The 18,436-nt window shown below is 66.1% G+C and carries 12 protein-coding genes; 4 read left to right on the forward strand and 8 right to left on the reverse strand.

All coding sequences use genetic code 11. The annotated features are described in order from the left end of the window. Positions 1-40: 40 nt before the first annotated feature. Genes ACKAE7_RS00130 through ACKAE7_RS00145 form a run of 4 tightly spaced genes read left to right on the forward strand, consistent with a single transcriptional unit; the run spans position 41 to position 7,999 of the window. Positions 41-3,352, forward strand: coding sequence for a DUF5107 domain-containing protein (locus tag ACKAE7_RS00130; protein WP_408978168.1), 3,312 nt, complete (start codon positions 41-43; stop codon positions 3,350-3,352). Next, positions 3,349-4,689, forward strand: coding sequence for a cellulase-like family protein (locus ACKAE7_RS00135; RefSeq protein ID WP_408978169.1), 1,341 nt, complete (start codon positions 3,349-3,351; stop codon positions 4,687-4,689). The genes ACKAE7_RS00130 and ACKAE7_RS00135 overlap by 4 nt, the downstream gene beginning before the upstream one ends. A 10-nt stretch (positions 4,690-4,699) precedes the next feature. Further along, entirely contained in the window at positions 4,700-7,078 is a 2,379-nt protein-coding gene (locus ACKAE7_RS00140) for a beta-galactosidase (RefSeq protein ID WP_408978170.1), read from the forward strand. A 51-nt stretch (positions 7,079-7,129) separates the two neighbouring features. Further along, entirely contained in the window at positions 7,130-7,999 is an 870-nt protein-coding gene (locus ACKAE7_RS00145; RefSeq protein WP_408978171.1) for an AraC family transcriptional regulator, read from the forward strand. Positions 8,000-8,630: 631 nt separating this feature from the next. Here the strand turns inward: ACKAE7_RS00145 and ACKAE7_RS00150 are convergent. The 8 genes from ACKAE7_RS00150 to ACKAE7_RS00185 all read right to left on the reverse strand — a co-directional run bounded on the left by ACKAE7_RS00150 (position 8,631) and on the right by ACKAE7_RS00185 (position 18,342). Further along, positions 8,631-9,656, reverse strand: coding sequence for an ATP-dependent 6-phosphofructokinase (locus ACKAE7_RS00150; RefSeq protein WP_188810515.1), 1,026 nt, complete (start codon positions 9,654-9,656; stop codon positions 8,631-8,633). A 94-nt stretch (positions 9,657-9,750) separates the two neighbouring features. Further along, a complete protein-coding gene (locus tag ACKAE7_RS00155) occupies positions 9,751-10,002 on the reverse strand; it encodes a hypothetical protein (RefSeq protein ID WP_043438973.1) in 252 nt (83 codons plus the stop codon). Positions 10,003-10,022: 20 nt separating this feature from the next. After that, positions 10,023-11,045 (reverse strand): UDP-glucose 4-epimerase GalE, encoded by a 1,023-nt coding sequence (galE, locus tag ACKAE7_RS00160; RefSeq protein ID WP_188810513.1) that lies wholly within the window; start codon positions 11,043-11,045, stop codon positions 10,023-10,025. Further along, positions 11,042-12,019: an aldose 1-epimerase family protein gene (locus ACKAE7_RS00165; RefSeq protein ID WP_321201500.1), complete on the reverse strand. Its 978-nt coding sequence runs from the start codon at positions 12,017-12,019 to the stop codon at positions 11,042-11,044. The genes galE and ACKAE7_RS00165 overlap by 4 nt, the downstream gene beginning before the upstream one ends. After that, positions 12,016-15,147 (reverse strand): glycoside hydrolase family 2 TIM barrel-domain containing protein, encoded by a 3,132-nt coding sequence (locus ACKAE7_RS00170; RefSeq protein ID WP_408978172.1) that lies wholly within the window; start codon positions 15,145-15,147, stop codon positions 12,016-12,018. The genes ACKAE7_RS00165 and ACKAE7_RS00170 overlap by 4 nt, the downstream gene beginning before the upstream one ends. Next, complete coding sequence (locus ACKAE7_RS00175; RefSeq protein ID WP_134165682.1) at positions 15,144-16,049, reverse strand: carbohydrate ABC transporter permease; 906 nt, start codon at positions 16,047-16,049, stop codon at positions 15,144-15,146. Before ACKAE7_RS00175 ends, ACKAE7_RS00170 begins: the two co-directional genes overlap by 4 nt. Further along, complete coding sequence (locus ACKAE7_RS00180) at positions 16,046-17,005, reverse strand: carbohydrate ABC transporter permease (protein ID WP_188810509.1); 960 nt, start codon at positions 17,003-17,005, stop codon at positions 16,046-16,048. Before ACKAE7_RS00180 ends, ACKAE7_RS00175 begins: the two co-directional genes overlap by 4 nt. Beyond that, positions 17,002-18,342 (reverse strand): ABC transporter substrate-binding protein, encoded by a 1,341-nt coding sequence (locus ACKAE7_RS00185; protein WP_028271803.1) that lies wholly within the window; start codon positions 18,340-18,342, stop codon positions 17,002-17,004. Before ACKAE7_RS00185 ends, ACKAE7_RS00180 begins: the two co-directional genes overlap by 4 nt. Positions 18,343-18,436: the final 94 nt, after the last annotated feature.

Raw genomic sequence — 18,436 nt, forward strand, 5'->3', positions numbered from 1 at the left:
TGCCATGGGCAGCCGTGGCGTTTGTCCATAGCCTGAAGAGGTGACGGACTCCAACCACTTCAAGAGCCAGATTCATTTGCCCGACGCGCCGCCGGACCAGCAGGCCGTCCTGGAGGCCGGCGGTGTTGCCTGCTGGAACGAGCCGGTCTCCATCGACACCTACGCTCCCGGCGTGCCGGACCGGTACCCGATGTTCCTGGACCGCCGCGTGTACCAGGGGTCCAGCGGCAAGGTCTACCCGATGCCGTTCATTGACAGCATCGCCGGCTCGAAGGCACCCCGGCTCTGGCAGGCAATCCACCTGGAGAACGAATACCTGAGGCTCATGTTGCTGCCGGAGATCGGAGGCCGCATCCACATCGGCTTCGACAAGACGGCCGGGTACGACTTCTTCTACCGGAACAACGTGATCAAGCCGGGCCTGGTGGGCCTTGCTGGGCCCTGGATTTCCGGAGGCGTGGAGTTCAACTGGCCCCAGCACCACCGCCCGGCAACGTTCCTTCCCGTGGAAACATCCATCGAGCGCGGCGCCGACGGGGCGGTGGTGGTGTGGCACAGCGACCTCGACCCCCTGCAGCGGATGCGGGGGACCCACGGTGTCCGGCTCCGCCCGGGCAGTTCGCTGATTGAGGTGGAGGCGCGGCTCTACAACTGCACGGACGTGCCGCAGACTTTCCTCTGGTGGGCGAATGCTGCTGCCCGCGTCCACGAGAAGTACCAGTCGTTCTTCCCGGCGGATGTCCGCTACGTGGCGGACCATGCCCGCCGGGCCATCACGGCTTTCCCCCGCGCGGACCGCCCCTACTACGGCGTAGACTATCCCGCCCTGGCAGGAGGAGGCCATCCGGATGCGGACCGCATCGACTTCTATGCCAACATTCCGGTCCCCACCTCCTACATGGTCACCGACACCAGGGACAGCTTCTTCGGCGGCTACGACCATGACGCGGGTGCCGGGTTCGTCCACTGGGCGGACCGCAGCATTTCCCCGGGCAAGAAGCAGTGGACGTGGGGCAACGGTCCGGTGGGCAGGGCTTGGGACGCGCACTTAACGGACGACGACGGCCCTTACGTTGAGCTGATGTCCGGCGTGTTCACGGACAACCAGCCCGACTTCAGCTACCTCGCCCCCGGGGAGACCCGCACCTTCAGCGAGTTCTGGTTCCCGATCCGCAAAATGGGCCCGGCGCACCAGGCAAACCTCGACGCCGCCGTCTCCCTCCAGCTGGACGACGCCGGGCGCAACGCCACAGTGGGGGTCTCCAGCACGGCGGACCGGGCCAATGCCACGGTGGTGCTTCAACATCACGGGCAGGCCGTCCGGTCCTGGAATGCCCGGATCTCCCCGGCCCACCCCTTCACGGAAGCGTACGGGCTTGATGGCCCGGTTGAGGCTGCTGACCTCACGCTCCGGGTCCTTGACGGGGGAGCGGAGCTGTTGTCGTGGTCCCCGCCCCGGTCCGGTGAGGCCCTGTCCGGCGATGCCCGGGAGGAGCCGTGGGTGGCCACCGAGCCTGGCCGGCCGGCGGAGATCGAAAGCCAGGACGAGCTCTACGTCACCGCCACACACCTGACCCAGAACCGGCACCCCACCAGATCGCCCCTGCCCTATTTCGAGGAAATGCTCCGGCGGGACCCCATGGATTCGCGCGCATCGATCGCACTGGGTGCAGTGAGATACGCCACCGGCCAGTACGCGGAAGCGCGGAGGCTGCTGGAGAACGCACTTGCCCGGCTGACCCTCCGAAACCTCAATCCGCCCAGTGGCGAGGCCAGCTACCGGCTCGGCCTGGTGCTCGAGCGGACCGGTCAACCGGACAGGGCTGCCGAACACTTTGCGAAAGCCGCCTGGGACAGGGCCTGGGCGCATCCGGCCCACCTAGCGATGGCGCGCCTGGCCCTCCGGTCGGGGCAACCAGCCGAAGCCCTCCGGCAGGCCGAAGCGGCGCTGGGGCTGGACCCGGCCAGCCCTGCGGCAAAGCACCTGCTCTGCCTTGCGCTGCGCCAGCTGGGTCGCGGGGACGAGGCCGCACGCCAGCTTCAGCGCATCCTCAATGCCGACCCGCTGGACCCGGTGGCCTTGGCGCTTGACGGCTCCCTTGACGTTTCGGACCCCAAGACACCGCTGACCGTGGCGTGCTGGCTGGCCAGCGCGGGGCAGTGGCAGCTGGCCCTGGACCTGACGGAGCAGCCGGCCCGGTCCGGCGACAAGGGGTTCGGCAACCCGGAGCCCCTCCGCCGCTACCTCCGTGCCGGCTGGCTGGACGAGCTGCTGGACCCGGAAGCGGCGTCGTGGGAACGGGCGGCTGCCCGGCGGAGCGACACCACTTATGCCTTCCCCCATGGACTGGACCACTATGACGCGTTGCAGCGCGCCCTCCAGGCTTATCCCAAGGACGCGGTGGCGCACGGACTGCTGGGCTGCTGGCTGCTGGACGCGGGGCGCACCCCGGAAGCGCTTGCCCACCTGCAGGCCTCCATGGCAAACGGCTCAGAGGACCCCGTGGTCTGGCGGAATGCCGCGATTGCTCACGTGAACACCGGTGGGGACGCGGCAGCTGCGGACTCCTTCTTCGAGCGTGCGCTGGAGCTGGGTCCTGATGATGCCCGGCTGGTGTTCGAGCGTGCCGTGCTGGCTGGCCTCCGGGGCGTGCCAGTCAAAGAGCGCATTGACGCGCTGGAACGGCACGGCTCGGCTGTCTTCCGGCGCGACGACCTGACCGTTCTCTATGCCAACCTGATGGTTGACGCCGGCCGGGCTGACGAAGCCCTGAAAATCATGGCCACCCGCAGCTTCCAGCCGTTCGAGGGAGGCGAAGGACTGGCCCTGGCGGCCTATGACCGTGCGTCCGTGGAGGTTGCGCGCGCGCTCACCGAGCAGAGTCCGACGGCGGCCGCTACCCTCCTGCGCGAAGGCATCGAGGCGCCGGCGAACCTGGGCGAAGGGCGGCACCCTGCCGGGAGCCTGGCCGAACGGCTCGTGGCGCTGGGGGACGCCCTCAGCCGGGCAGGGGACGGCGAAGCGGCAGCCGAGGCCTGGAGCCACGCCTGTAGCGAAGGCTCCCCGCTGGCCGCCGCCCCCGCTCCGGCGGGACCCGCTGACTACTGGAAAGGCGTTGCCTGCAGCAGGCTGGAAAGGCACGCTGACGCCGAACGGATCTGGCGGCAGCTCGAGGCCCAAGCAGATGAACTGGAAACCGCCCCCGCACTGCCTGACTACTTTGCAACCTCCCTGCCCGAACTCCTGCTCTTCGACACTGACACGGCCGGAGCCCGCCTCGAAACGGCGGCACTCCTGCGCGCCCTGGCCGCAGATGGCCGCTCCCACCTCAAAGAAAAGGCAAACTCTTGACCGATGCACCGAGATACCTCGGATCCGGAACCGTGGAACGCGATACTGACGCTGCATCCCTGACGGGCGCGCCGCCGTCGCACCTTCCTTCCCGGCTGACCATCACCCTCTGGGACTTCTCCTGGTACACGCGGGCCGAAGATGGCGGCCCGTACGCCGACCTGGATGCTGCCTGCGCGAAGGCTGCGCAGCTGGGGTACAACACCATCCGCATCTGCGCCGCGCCGCTGCTCCTCTTCGGTGCCCTCGGCCTCGACGATCTGGCCGCTGACCTGGAGATCGAGGGGCTCGGAACGGCGCCGGACGGCGGCTTCTACGGCCGCGGCACGCGCTGGTACGACGCGCCCGGCGGCTACCGGCTCAACCTGCGGGAGCGGCTGCTGGAGCTTTTCGACGCCGCCGCCCGCCACGGCCTGGTGGTGATCCTCGCCAGCTGGGAGTACCAGCAGTCGCCGGCCTTCGCCCGTTCACCGCGGTGGTTCGAAGCGATCGACGCCGTCCCGCTGCAGGACAGGTACCGGGTCCTCGCGGACTCGTGGTACCGGCTCATCGGCGCGCTGACAACTGCGGGCCACCGGGACCGGATCGCCATGGTGGAGCTGCATAACGAGGTGGACTTCTCCATCCTTCCCGCGCTCGCGGAGGGTGGCACGCAGGAACTGGAGCGCCTGCGGGAACTCCACCCTGACCTTCTGGTGACCGCGAGCTATGGCAAGCCCCCGCACCTGGCCACGCACACCGTCCCGGACGGGCTGGGAGCAGCCCAGTTCCACGTCTACAGCTACGGCGTGCTGGATGCCCTCCAGCAGCAGATCGACATCAGGTCCGAGGGTACCGCCGGGTTTCCCAACCCTGCCTTTCCCAACCCGGCCCTGGCCGCCCTGCTGCGGCCCGGCGCGCCCTCGGTGGCAGAATATGGGCGGCTGGCCGAGTGGAAATACCGGGCAACAGTCGTCACGGACCAGATGATCTACGGGTACGACTGGATCGATCCGGAAGCGTGGGATGCCTGGCTTTACAACAGGTTTGGTGAGTTCAGGGAGGTCATGCGGCGGGACATTGAGTCCCGTGTCATTGCCATCGCCGCCTGGGCGCGCTGGAAGGACGTTCCCGCCGTCGTGGGTGAAGGATGGATCGGTTACACGCCCCTGCACGGCACCTTCGAGGAAGGCCCCATAGGGCGCGACCTCGCAGAACGCGGCATCCGGGCGGCTATGGACCACGGAGTCTGGGGGATGGTCCTGTGTTCCAACGCCGCGCCGCACCACCCCATGTGGGCCGACGAAGCGTGGCAGCTCCGCATGAACCGCCGCATCCTTACCACCCCCACAAGCTGAAAGAACCACCATGCAGAACGAACAAGGGACCGTTGGGATGCTCAGCGCCGGGGTGGGCGGCGATGAAATGCCCAGCGCCGGGGTGCTTTGCGCCGGCCACCGGCCGCACGAACTGGCACTGCAGTTCCCGCCCATGAGCAACACCGAGGACCGCCACAAAAGGTGGCGGCTCACCAGCCAGTACATGGAACACGACGGCGTCCCTGCGATGCCGGTCTCCGGGGAGCTGCACTACAGCCGCCTGCCCCGGTCCCGCTGGGAAGAGCGGCTGCGGCTGATGAAGGCCGGCGGCATCACCGTGGTGGCGTGCTATATCTTCTGGATCCATCACGAGCCGGCCGAAGGCGAGGCCCGCTTTGACGGCAACCTGGACGTAGCAGCGTTCGTCCGGCTCTGCGCTGACGTTGGCCTGGACGTGGTGCTGCGGCTGGGCCCGTGGTGCCACGGCGAGGTCCGCAACGGCGGCTTCCCGGACTGGGTGCAGGCCGCGCCCGTGGCACACCGGACCAATGACCCCGCCTACCTGGCCATGGTGGAGCGCTGGTTCACCCGCATCGGCAGGGAACTGGACGGCCTCACCGGCCCGGACACCAACGTCATTGGCATCCAGCTGGAAAATGAGCTCTACGACCAGCCCCGGCACATCACAGAGCTCAAGAAACTGGCCAGGGCGGCAGGGCTGGGCGCACCCGTCTGGACGGCAACAGCCTGGGGCGCAGCCGACATCCCGGAGGATGACGTCATGCCGGTGTTCGGTGGCTACGGGGACGGTTTCTGGGTTGATGCCGGCGCCCCGTGGGACCCCACCTTCCGGGAGCATTACTTCTTCAGCCACGAGTGGGATGACCCGGGGATCGGCGCGGACCTGCGTGAACACTTCTCGGGCAGCGGCGCGGCACCGTCCCGTTCCCCGTCCACGCTCTATCCGCCGGCAACCTGCGAACTCACCGGCGGCATGGCAACGGCCTACCAGCGGCGGCCGTGGCCCAGCGGCAAGGATGTTGCGGCGGTAGCCAACAACAAGATTGGCAGTGGCTCCGGGTGGCAGGGCTATTACATGTTCACCGGCGGAACGAACCCGCCCGGCGGGCTGCAGGAGTCCCAGGAAACGGGCTACCCCAACGATCTTCCGGTGTTTGACTACGACTTCCACGCGCCCATTGGTGCGGCCGGACGGCTGGCGCCGGGCTTCGCCGAGCTGCGGAAGCAGCACGCGTTCCTGGCGGCCTTCGGTGCCCGGCTCGCCCCGATGCCGTCCACTTTGCCGGACAACCTTCCTGCAAGCATTGATGACAGGGAGACGCTCCGCTGGGCCATGCGCTCGGACGGCCGGTCCGGTTTCCTGTTTATCACCTGGCACCAGCCCCACATCCCGCTGCCGGACCACCCGGGAGCCCAGTTCAGGCTCCTCCTGGACGGGGAAACACTCGTTTTTCCCTGTGCGGGCCTCACTATCCCGGCCGGAACCATCGCGCGCTGGCCCTTTAATCTGGAAGTGGCGGGTGTCCGCCTTCGCTGGGCAACGGCGTCGGCCTTCACACTGCTGGATCCGGGTGGTGCGCCCACGCTGGTCATCGCTGCCGAGGAAGGAATAGTGCCGCAGCTGTGCCTGCCGGAAGGAACCGTTCTGGACGGTCCGGCAACCGCGCTGGACGGCAACGTGTACGTCATCGACGCTACCCACCCCGTGACCCTGACGGCGAGCTCGCCCGAAGGCTCCCTGGCTATCCTGGTCCTGCCCTCCCATCTGGCTGACCAGGCGTGGGCTTTGGAGACACCGCACGGGCGCCAGCTGGTCCTGTCCGCAGACCCGCTCTGGGTTGGTGCGGACGGCCGCCTGGCCGGCAGGTCACCGGGAGAACCCGCCGTGCGGCGCTACTCCGCCGAGGCCGGTGGGTTCGAGGACGTACGGACAAGCGCCGCGACGCCTGAACCCCTTCGCCGGACGCTGCCTGCCGAGCGGATCCGTGCGGCGAAGACGGTCCCGGCGTCCTTCGGTTCGCTCGCCGGCCGCGCTGCCGCGCCCACCGGCTCTTCCATCGATGACCTGGCAGCCGTCTATGCGGTGGACCTGGGCGCGGCGGTACTGTCCGGGGAGCACACGGAACTGCAGGTTGCCTGGGCCGGGGACGTTTCCCGCCTGGTGGTTGACGGGACTGTGGTGGGGGACAGGTTCTGGGACGGTTCCCCCTGGATCATCGAAACCAACGACGCCGGGATATGCCCGGGCTCGGACGTCCGGCTTCAGATCCTGCCGCTCGCCAAGGATGCGCAGGTTGGACTGCCGGCCGAGGCGCAGCGCCGGCGGGACGCGGTTGCCGGTGACCTGGTTTCCCTGGACAAAGTGGAGCTCCTCCAGTGGACCGGGTGGACGGAGGAGCCCGCTTGAGCTGCCGCCTTGTGCCATAGCATGGACACTTCGTGGCGGAAGGAGTGCGGGGTGGAGCGGGCAACGGGGTTTCCCAACCAGCGCCTGGTGGTGGTTCCCCGGCCCCTGGTCCGGGAGGCGCTTGAGCGTCCCGTCACGCGGCGGCTGGTGGTCACCGACGCCGGGGTGTTTCCCGCCGCCGGGGAGCATGGGCGGTACCGGCCTCAGGGCGCGGACGAAACCATCGTCATCCTCTGCGTCGCGGGCGCGGGGTGGGTGGAAACCGGCGGTGCGCGGTACGACGTAGGCAAGGCAACCGCCGTCGTACTTCCCGGCAACACCGGTGAGGCGCATGCCTATGGTGCCTCTGCTGAGGACCCCTGGACCATCTGGTGGTGCCACGTCCGCGGCTCCGATGTTGCCGAACTCGTTGAAGAATCCGGGGTACGTGCCGGCCGGCCCATCATCCCGCTGGTGGCCGTGGACCGGTTGACGGCCATGCTGGACGAGATCATTACTGCCCTGGAGCAGGACCAGTCGCCGGCCCGCCTGGTGGCCACGGCCGGGATGGCCTGGAAGCTGCTGGCCATCCTGGCGGTGGACCGCCGCCTCCCGGAACAGGGAACACCGCTGCAGCAGGCCATGAAGTTCCTCGAGGACCGGGTGGACGGCGCCATCCGCCTGCCGGACCTGGCCAGGCTGGTGGGCGTTTCGCCGTCGCATTTGGGCAAGCTGTTCCGGGAGGCGACGGGCGGGGGAGTGCTGGCCCACCACACGGCCCTGAAGATGGCACGGGCCAGGCTCCTGCTCGACACAACCGACCTGACGATTGCCGAGGTGGGACGAGAAATCGGGCTGAACGATCAGTTCTATTTCTCCCGCCAGTTCCGCCGGCTGCACGGGGTAAGCCCCAGCGCGTACCGGGCGGACCGGAAGGGCTGAGGTGCTGGGGCTTGTGGCTTTCCAGGCCTGCTGTAGAGGACCGGCCGCTCCAGACCCGTTCGGATGAGTGTCAGGTTGGGGCCTGAGGCCTTCCACGGGATGTGTCCGGGATGCTCGTTCGGGATCCCAATCTGACGCTTTTGTCGGGCAAATCTGACGTCAGGTGGGGGTGTGCTCTTCAATGACGAGACGGCCTCGGAGCTACACCATCCGGACGCCATGGGGTGGGAGCCGCTGGTCGTCGAAGCTTGAGTGCGCAGATCTAGTTTCCCCTCGACACGATCGCTGTCAGTTCCAGGTACGGCGGATGTACGTTCCTGGTTGTTGTTCTATGACGCGCCGGCTGTGGGCTCCGTCCTGCATCAACCACAGTAGAGATCCGTCGGCCATGACAGCTTCGACGCGCCCGCGGTCGGTCATGCTGCCGTGAGTGTGGACTTCGACGTCCTGGCCGGTCAGCACAGTCCAGTCGTCAACAGGCTGCCACGGTGCGAAAGAGTGGATGTTTGTTTAGTCTTGATTCGGCGTCGTGCTTGTTTGCATGTCGTCCTCGAGCTTCATGCAGCAGAACGCTGAGCAACTTTGTGACGGGGAGCATAACGTTCGCGAATGATGTTTGTCTTTTGAGCGTCTACCCGAACAAGACGGCGGCTTCGTCGTAGCGCTGCTGCGGGACGGTCTTGAGCTGGCCCAGAGCTTCATGGAAGTTGACGTGTTTAATTTCCGTTCCTTTGAGGGCCACCATGGTGCCCCACTTGCTTTGCATGATCGAGTCGATGGCGGCCATGCCGAGCCGGGTGGCCAGGACCCGGTCGAAGGCGGACGGAACGCCGCCGCGCTGGATGTGGCCGAGGATAGTGGCGCGGGTTTCGATGCCGGTGCGGGCTTCCAGTTCCGGGACGAGCTGGTCGGCGATCCCGCCCAGGCGGGGACGGCCGAAGGTGTCCAGGCCGCGCTCGGAATAGGCCCCGTCCATATGTTCGGGAATGAAGCCTTCTGCGACGACCACCAGGGGTGCGCGGCCACGGTGGTGGGCTTCCTTTACCCACTGGGTGATTTGCTCGATGCTGACTTTTTGTTCCGGGATCAGGATGGCGTGGGCGCCTGCGGCCATGCCGGCGTGCAGCGCGATCCAGCCCACGTGGCGGCCCATCACTTCGGCGATCATGCAGCGGTGGTGGGATTCGCCGGTGGTGCGGAGCCTGTCGATGGCTTCGGTGGCGATCTGCACGGCGGTGTCGAAGCCGAAGGTGTAGTCGGTGGCGTCGAGGTCGTTGTCCACGGTCTTGGGTACGCCCACGATTTTCAGTCCGGCGTCGGTGAGGCGTTTGGCGGCGGCCAGTGTTCCCTCACCGCCGATGGCGATGATCGCGTCGATGCCCAGGCGGTCCATGTGGGCCTTGATGACCTCCGGGCCGCCGCCGTTGTCGAACGGGTTGGTGCGGGACGTGCCAAGGATGGTGCCGCCCTGCTTGGCGATACCGCGGACCATGGTGCGGGGAAGGTCGATGATGTCGCCCTCCACCACGCCGCGCCAGCCGTCGAGGAAACCCACGAATTCGTGGCCGTGGATGGCGATGCCCTTGAGTACGGCGCCGCGGATGACCGCGTTCAGTCCGGGGCAGTCACCACCGCTGGTGAGGATTCCAATTTTCATGCGTGATTCCTAGGTTCAGTTGCCATGTTGGAAAGGGGCCATCAGAAAAGCCCAAGACAGGCATGAGGCTGATTTCGCCTATCGCCTTCGTGTACTACCAGGTTGTTCGTTCGTAGCTCATGCCGTAGGGAACATTTGGGTCAAGGCTTACGATGACCGTTCCAGGAGCCGTCCGGGTTACCAGAATTCCCTGCTTCCGGTACCTCGCACGAGCAGAGAGTTGTTGGACGGCGGCCTCCACGGCGGCCTCCAAGTGGGATCGCGTGTGGACGTGGATGGTGATGGAATCGTGCTGCGTGGGTACATGCTCGTGGAAGTCGGTGCAGGTGGAATTCTCTGTCTGCATTTATCCACTGCTCCTACAGTTCATTCGCGGTGGGATATATAGCCTTGGGGGTTGTTCTTTTGCCAGCGCCAGTGGTCTTTGCACATTTGGTCCACGGTCTTGGTGGTGGACCAGCTGAGGTCGGCCAGCGCGGAGGTGGCGTCGGCCCAGAAGGCAGGGAGGTCTCCGGCGCGGCGGCCGGTGATGTCGTAGGGGATGGGCTTGCCCACGGCCTTCTCAAAGGAGCGCAGGACCTCTAGGACGGAGGAGCCCTTGCCGGAGCCGAGGTTCCAGCGGAACACGCCGGTGGTGTCCGCGATATGGTTCAGGGCCGCTATGTGCCCTTCCGCGAGGTCCACCACGTGGATGTAGTCGCGCAGGCAGGTGCCGTCGGGGGTGTCGTAGTCGCCCCCGAAGACTATGAGCTTGTCGCGGCGGCCCACGGCCACTTGGGCGATGAACGGCACCAGATTGTTGGGGATACCCTGCGGGTCCTCGCCAATCCGTCCGGATGGGTGTGCACCCACCGGGTTGAAATAGCGCAGCAGGGCTATGTGCCAGCGCGGGTCGGCAGCGCCGAGGTCGGAGAGGATGTCCTCGATCTGTTCCTTGGTGCGCCCGTAGGGGTTGTTGGCCCCGATCTCCATCTTTTCCACATAGGGGATGGGGTTGCGTTCGCCGTAGACGGTGGCGGAGGAGCTGAAGACGATGGAGCGGACGTCATGCCTGTCCATGACGCGGATCAGGTTCAGAGTGCCTACAAGGTTGTTGTAGTAGTACTTCAACGGCTCCCGCACAGATTTGCCCACCGCTTTGAGGCCAGCGAAGTGGATGACGGCGTCGATGGCTGCGCCGGCAAAGACCTTGTCGATGGCTGCCTCGTTCACGAGGTCGACGTGGTGGAACTCTGCGGTCTTGCCGCTGAGTTCGGCTACGCGGCGCAGCGATTCCTCGCTGGAGTTGACCAGGTTGTCGATGACGACCACGTCGTGGCCGGCTTCCTGCAGGGAAAGAACGGTGTGGGAACCGATGTAGCCCGTGCCCCCTGTGACCAGGATTTTCATGAGCGGGTGTGGGTTGGGTTGGCTGGTATCGCTTCGATGTTCCAGCTCGCGGTATGACTCTGCCCCGGGAGGAGGACTATGAGGTCTGTCCTGGTGTTGAAGGCATTAGGCGGACAGGTCATTGGTTCTACTGCCAGGCCGGCTCTGCTGGATTCCGCATCTGGGAGGTCGGCTGTGTGTATCTGCACCCAGGGGCAGTCCCGACCCCATGTCATCGAAGTTCCGGACCCGTCCCATGTAGTCAGGCGTGCGGTTGAGTAACCTTCGTTGTCACGTACGAGATCAGTGAAGGCATGGTCGAGTGTTATGGAACCGATGGGGCGGGGGGCAACAAAGTCGTAGTGTCGGTCCTCTGAAACGTCGCTAACTCCTGTAGGTATCAAAAGGTCCGGGGTGACTTGCTGCACTTTTCGTGCGGGCAGCTCGAGAATCCAGTCGTCGACCCGGCCCTCCCCGGCGACCAAGTATGGGTGCCCGGCGGCCCCGTAAGGTGCTGAGCCGGGGCCGGTGTTGGTGGCTGTAACAGTGGTGTGCAGCCCGGAAAAGTCCAGCTGGTAGGACACCTGTACGTCCAGGCGGAAGGGGTAACCGCTCCTCGCTTGAACGACGGTGGACAGAATGGCCGAGGACTCGTCGGATTTAACCGGGCACCAGTCTTCCCAGGCCAATAGGCCATGAAGTGCGTGGCCCCGGCTCGGTTCGTTGATACCGAGCTGGTATTCCACGCCTTCGAATTCATACCGTCCCGCGATAACCCTGTTAGGCCAAGGCACCAATACTGCCCCTCGGTAGGCGGGGCGGACCTGATGTTCCGAAAAGGGGAGAATCAGGTCCCTGCCGTTGTAGCGCAAGGAGCGTAACGATGCACCGACGCTGGCTATTTCGGCGGTGTAGGGGCCGCAGCGCAGCGTGGTCTGCCTACCTGAGATCGGAACGGTATCGGCGCTCATCCTGGACATCACGAGGCTGGTCATTCGGAGGCCGCCAGGCGGAAGGTGAGCGTCCGCGCCTCCGGCGCCAAGGCGGACTCGGGCCAGACATCCGGGCCACACGAGCGAGTGCCGAGCCCGTGCTGGGCCGCGTCGAGGTATAACCATGAACGCGTGGCCGCGGGCAGCTCATGCGGGTGCCGGGCCGCGGCGAGCTCCTGGGCCGTGTACCGGCTCAGGGTGAAGCCCGGCAGGCGGCCCCGCGAGTCCGCGAACGCGTCTACCCGTACCCACGGCTCCGAGCCCCGGAGCAGGTCGAGGGAGCGCATACCTCCGCGGTGACCGGTCTCCTGCGGGCACGCATACGGCACGGCGAGCTGATCGATCCCGGCTGCGTACCGTCCCACAAGCGCGGCTTCGAGGCTGTCAGGGTAGGACTCGTGCGGTCCCAGCCCGAACCATGACGCCGCGTCCACGTCGGCGGGCAGCCCGAACCGCACACCGACACGGGGCCACACACCGTCCCAATCGGAGGATGGCAGAATGTCCACCCGCAGCCACAAACCTTCGGGGTCGAGAATCCATTGCTCCTCGACGGTGACGGTGCGCACCTGGTCCGCCGCGGCGTACCGGGTGCGCACGCGGAGGGCACGGTCATCGAGCACTTCGACTGCCTCAACACGCCCGTGCAGCCGGTCCAGACCGGCCGCGTGCCAACGCGCTGCCGACGAAGGCCCGGGAGCTCCTACACCCGGGATGCCGTCTGCGTCTGGTGCCCAAGGGTCGGTGTCGATGTATCCGCCCCGGGATTCGCCGCGGTCATTGTCCGTGGGCGCCCGGAACAGCTCAAGCCGGGGCCCATCCACAGGGAGGCCAGCGAGTGTAACGAGCCGCCCTTCATCGAAGACTGCCGGCCCGAGCTCCAGGAGCCCGGCGCCTTCTCCCGGCCGCCAATTTCCGCCCGGGAGCCCGGCTGCAAACGGCAGCGGGCGCCTCGCGGGCGACGCGAGGCGGCCCTGCGCTGAGGCGACTTCGTGCCCGGAATGCGCCCACCCGGCATCCTGCTCGAGGACCGCCTCGACGGTCACCCATACCTCTCCAGTGCATCCCTCGGCGGACACCGGAAGGGGGACCGCGGCCGAGGCGCCAGGGGTGAGTGGGCCGCCGTCGAGCCCATCGACGGCGAGCTCACCGGAGGCGACTGGTTCGCCGTCGTCCTCGATCCGCCAGCGAAAGACCATGTCTCCCAGATCCGCGCTGTGTCGCAGGTTGGTCACCCGTATAAAGGGCTTGCCGCCCGGCTCGAGCCCGTCAAAGGCAAGTCTCACGGGCGCCACGACGGTCTTGAACTCATATAGTCCCGGCGAGGGCGTGGAGTCGGAGAGGATGAGGCCGTCGAGCACGAAGTTGCCGTCATGGATTTCCTCGCCGAAGTCGCCGCCGTAGGCGAAGTATTCGGTGCCGTCCGCGGTACGGGCGGCGATACCGTGGTCGCGCCACTCCCAGACGAACCCGCCGTGCAGCCGCGGGTATTTCGCGATGAGGTCCTCGTACAGCGATATGTTCCCGGGCCCGTTGCCCATTGCGTGGACGTACTCGCACAGAATAAACGGCTTGGTCCGCTGCCGCGCCCCCTCGGCAGGGGAGCAGCCCAGCAGCGGTGTGGTGTCGCCGTCGCGGCCGATTGTCTCCACCTCGGGCAGTGTCGCGTACATGCGGGAGTACACGTCGGTGTACGCGCCGGCGTAGTCGTTCTCGTAGTGGACTGGTCTGCCCGCATCCCGTGCATGCACCCACGCGGACATAGCGGCGAGATTCTGTCCTGTGCCGGACTCGTTGCCGAGGGACCACATGACGATCGAGGGACGGTTCTTGTCCCGCTCCACGGTCCGTTCGATCCGGTCAAGGAGCGCCTCGCGCCACATCGGCTCGTCGCTCGGGTTCCGGGCCCAGCCGTGCCGCTCGAACCCGTGCGTTTCGAGGTCGCACTCGAGGATTACCCAGAAGCCCATCTCGTCCGCGAGCTCGAGCATTCGCGGGTGGGGCGGGTAGTGGCTGGTACGGATTGCGTTGACGTTGGAGCGCTTCATGAGCGCGAGGTCCTCGCGGGCGAAGTCCTCGTCGAAGACGCGGCCGAGCGTGGGGTGGGTCTCGTGGCGATTGACACCGTGGAACACCACTTTGCGTCCGTTGACCAGAAATTGGTCTCCCACGATTTCTACGGTGCGGAAGCCGATCCGCAGTGACACCGTCTCGGCCTTGCTGGCCACGGTCGCATCGTAGAGCCGCGGGGTTTCGGCGGTCCAGGGCTCGACGGCAGAAACAGGTACCGGTGCAACATCACCGGGATTGGCCCACTCGACGTCGATGCCGAGCTCGGGTACGCGGAGGCGAACAGGGTACGACGATGCCGGCGCTTTCACTTCCGGTTCCAGGGTCCCCGCCCCGTCGTTGTAGCCGGTCCGGAGCCAGACGTCCTCGATGCCGCCGGCCGGGCGGGACAAGAGGGTCACGGAGCGGAAAATTCCCGGCAGCCACCACTGGTCTTGGTCTTCGAGGTAGCTCGAAGCGGACCATTGATGGACGCGGACTGCGATGGTGTTGGTACCGGTGCTGACAGCGTCGGTGACGTCGAACTCCTGGGCGAGGCGACTTCCGGCGCCCCATCCGATCTCTGTGCCGTTGACCCATACCTTGTACCGGGATTCGACGCCGTCAAAGCGCAGGACGACGCGGCTCTCGCCGCCTGTGTCGTCGGCCTTCCAGCCGTCGGGCAGCTCGAACGTACGGCGATAGTCCCCGGTGGGGTTTTCGTCGGGGACGAACGGCGGGTCGATTGGGAACGGGAACTGCACGTTCGTGTAGATCGGGCGGCCGTACGATCCGTCGCCCTGGAGCACCCAGTGGGAGGGTACGGTCAGCGACGCCCACGAAGAGTCGTCGTACTCCGCAGCGGCCATCGCCTCCGCGGCCTCCCCCGGGGACAGCACCCCACGCCCGCCGGGTGTTCCGGGGACTCCCTTGAGGAGTCGGAATCGCCATTGCCCGTCGAGGGACAGGGACGGGGCGTCGGTGCGAAGCCAGGAACGGGCCGGTACTCGCCGTCCTTCTCCCGGGCCCGGGTCGGTGACGTAGGCGGTGGAGGCTGTGGCCTCCGCTGGACGGGGGCTCATTTGACGGCTCCTTCTGTGAGGCCTCCACGCCAGAAGCGCTGAAGGACGATCATGGCGATGGCGAGCGGGATGACAGACAGCAGTACGCCGCCGGTGGTCAGCTGGTAGAACTCCGGTAGCCGGTCGGCTTGGCTGAGCCAGTTGTTCAGACCTACCGTGATGGGGAACAGATTCGAGTCGGAGAGCATCACCAGCGGCAGGAAGTAGTTGTTCCAGATGCCCACGAGCTGGAACAAGAACACCGTCACCAGGGCGGGAGTGAGAACCCGCAGCCCCACGGAGTGGAAGATGCGAAGTTCGCCCGCGCCGTCGATTCGCGCAGCCTCCAACAGCGCCGGATCCACTGTTGCCTGCGCATAAACCCGACACAGAAACAGGCCAAACGGCGAGACGAGTGAGGGCAACAGGACGCTCCAGTACGTGTTGGCGATGCCGAGCTGGCTGAAGAACAGAAACAGGGGCAGGGCCGTGGCGGTGCCGGGGACGAGGACGCCTCCGAGGACGAGCCCGAAGATGAGACTGTTGCCCCGGAAGTTGTACTTGGCCAAGGCGTAGCCGCCAGCAGCGGCGAAGTACGTCGCGGCCAATGCGCCAACCCCTGCATACAGAATTGAGTTGAGGAACCAGCGCACAAAGACGCCGTCCCCGTAGGAGAGGACGTTCGCCAGGTTGTCCCACAGGACGAAATTAGGCGCGAACAAGAAACCGTTGGTCGCGAACAGGTCTCCGCTGGTCTTGGTCGCAGCGACCACCACCCAATAAACGGGGACCAGGAAGTAGAGCGCGGCTACGACAAGCAGCCCCGTGACAAGAATCGTTGTGGAGCCCGGGCGTCGGCGCCGGGTCACAGGGGGCTCCCCGGCGACGCTCTGGGGCCGGCTAAGGGTGGGAGTGGCAGTCATGAGGACTTCCTGTTCGTGAACCGGAGGAAGGTGAAGGAGAGGATGAAGGCCGCGAGGGCAATGAGCACGGCCTGGGCTGCGGCAACGTTGTAGTCGTTGTATGCAAAGGCAGTGGTGTAGGCGGAGAGGTTCGGGGTGTATTGGCTGTCGACGGCCGGAGCCACAGTCTGAAGGACTTGCGCCTCGGCGAACAGTTGAAGCGTGCCGATGATCGAGAACACCGTAGTGAGCACGAGGGCGGGCCGGATAAGCGGCAGCTGAATGGTCCACGCGACACGGAAGGGCCCGGCACCGTCCACGCGCGCAGCTTCATATATCTCGCCGGGGATCGACTTAAGCTGGGCTATGACGATGAGCATGTTGTAGCCCGTGTAGCTCCACGTAACGATGTTGGCGATGGACCACAGCACGGTGTCCGGGCCGAGGAAGTTCACGGTGAGGCCTACGGACGTGGCAGCGTCCACGAGCGGGCTAAGACCTGGGACGTAGAGAAAAGACCAGAGAATGGTCGCGATGACACCCGGCACGCCATACGGCATGAAGTAGGCCGCGCGGAAGAACCCGGGCCACTTAGCCGAGGCCGACTCCAGCAGGAGCGCAAGGACTGTACATAGGGCGATCATGACAGGAACCTGGACCACGCCGAAGAGCAGCACGCGGCCGATTGAGGCGAGGAAGCTACCGTCCCCGAGGGCGCGGGCATAGTTCTCGAACCCCGCAAACCCGGAGTGGACGCCCGTCTCGCCGAAGAGGCCACTGCGGGTCACTTTCGTAAAGCTCGAACCGACAGCAGCGATGATCGGGAAGATGAACGTGAGGGCAAAGAGCGCCAGGAAGGGCGCGAGCAGTATCCAAGGTGCACGGGTGACGACGCGGCGCTGCTGCCTTGCCCGTCCGTGCCCCTCCCGCTGGAGTGCTGACGGATGTGCTTGTGCGGTATCTGCCGTGGCGCTCATGCCTGCTCCTTCCTAATCGTCAGACCTTTGTTCCTGAAGGCGGTCATGATCTGCTGCTCGGCGGCTGCTACGGTGTCGACCAGGCTCGTGCCCGATGCCTTACGGCGGAACCCGTCGCCCAGGATGTTGAAAGACTGCGTGGTGACGGGCCACCAAGACCAGTCCATGTTCTGCGACTTACTCGCCGGCACGATCACGTCCTGGTTGTAGTTCTGCCCCCCGAAAAAGTCGGAGGGCCTCTCGCGCTTTGCACCGATGATGCCCGGCACGGGCGACCATCCGATGCCACTGTTGGCGATCTCGGCGTCGATGCCGGCCTGCGTGGACGTCATCCAGACAGCGAACTCGAGGGCCTCGCGGGGGTGCTTGCTGTTAGCCAGGACCGCCGCGGTGGAGCCGCCGAGGTAGCTTGAGCCATACCCTCTGGGGTCCCAAATGGGCATGGGCGCCACGCGCCACTTGCCCGCTCCGCCGCTGACGCTCTGCACAAGGGCATCGGCCCAGCTGCCGCTCGTGAGCGACGCGAGCTCCCCCTTCGCAGCCGCCGCGTACCAGCCGGGGGTGAAGGGTCCATAGGCGGTGGTGACGATGCCGTCGTCGATTGCCCGGTCAAAGAAACGCGCGACGTTCAGCGTTGAGTCGTCGGTCATGTTGATGACCCATCCGTCCTCGGCTGGGCGCAGCCAGGAAGCGCCAGCCTGTGCGGCGAAAGAGACGAAGTAGGAGGTGTCCGCGAGAGAAAAGCAGTCGATGTAGGCGTTGGCACCGCGGAGTTCCTTCCCAACGGCTGCCCACTCCTCCCAAGTCACCGGTGCCGCCGCGCCTACCTTGGCCAGGACGTCGGGGCGGTAGAACGTGGCCATCGGCCCCGAGTCCTGGGGGATGCCGTAGACGCCCCCGGAGAAGCTCACCTGGCTCCAAAGTGCGGGGTCATAAAGGTGTGCGTATTCACGGGCACCGTAGCGCGAGAGATCCACGAGCCCGTTGACGAGCATGAACTCAGGAACGGTACGCATTTCAACCTGCGCTAGGTCAGGGCCGCCGCCCGCCGCTAGCGCGGCGTAAAGCTTGGAGTACCCACCACGGTTGCCGCTGGGGATCCAGACCGTCTCAACCTGGACATTGGGGTGGCTCGCGTTCCAGATATCGGCGACCTTCTGAACATTCTTGAGCCAAGACCAGTACGTGAGTGTCACCTTCTCACCGGTACTGGCCGCAGGAATGGCAGGTGCGGCATTGACGGAAACAGTGCCCGGAGTGGCGCATCCGGTGAGAAGGGCAAAGGCGGAGGCGCCGAGTCCACCGCAAAGGAGTTGTCGTCGTGTCAGAGATGGCATGAGTCCCACTTCGTTATGGTCAGCGCCGCGGACACGGCGCCGGGGCCGTGCGGCCCGACGTGACAAGGCTAACACAAAAGCTGAGTGGATGCTC

This window comes from Pseudarthrobacter sp. NKDBFgelt (genome assembly GCF_046097905.1).
Taxonomy (GTDB): Bacteria; Actinomycetota; Actinomycetes; order Actinomycetales; family Micrococcaceae; genus Arthrobacter; species Arthrobacter polychromogenes.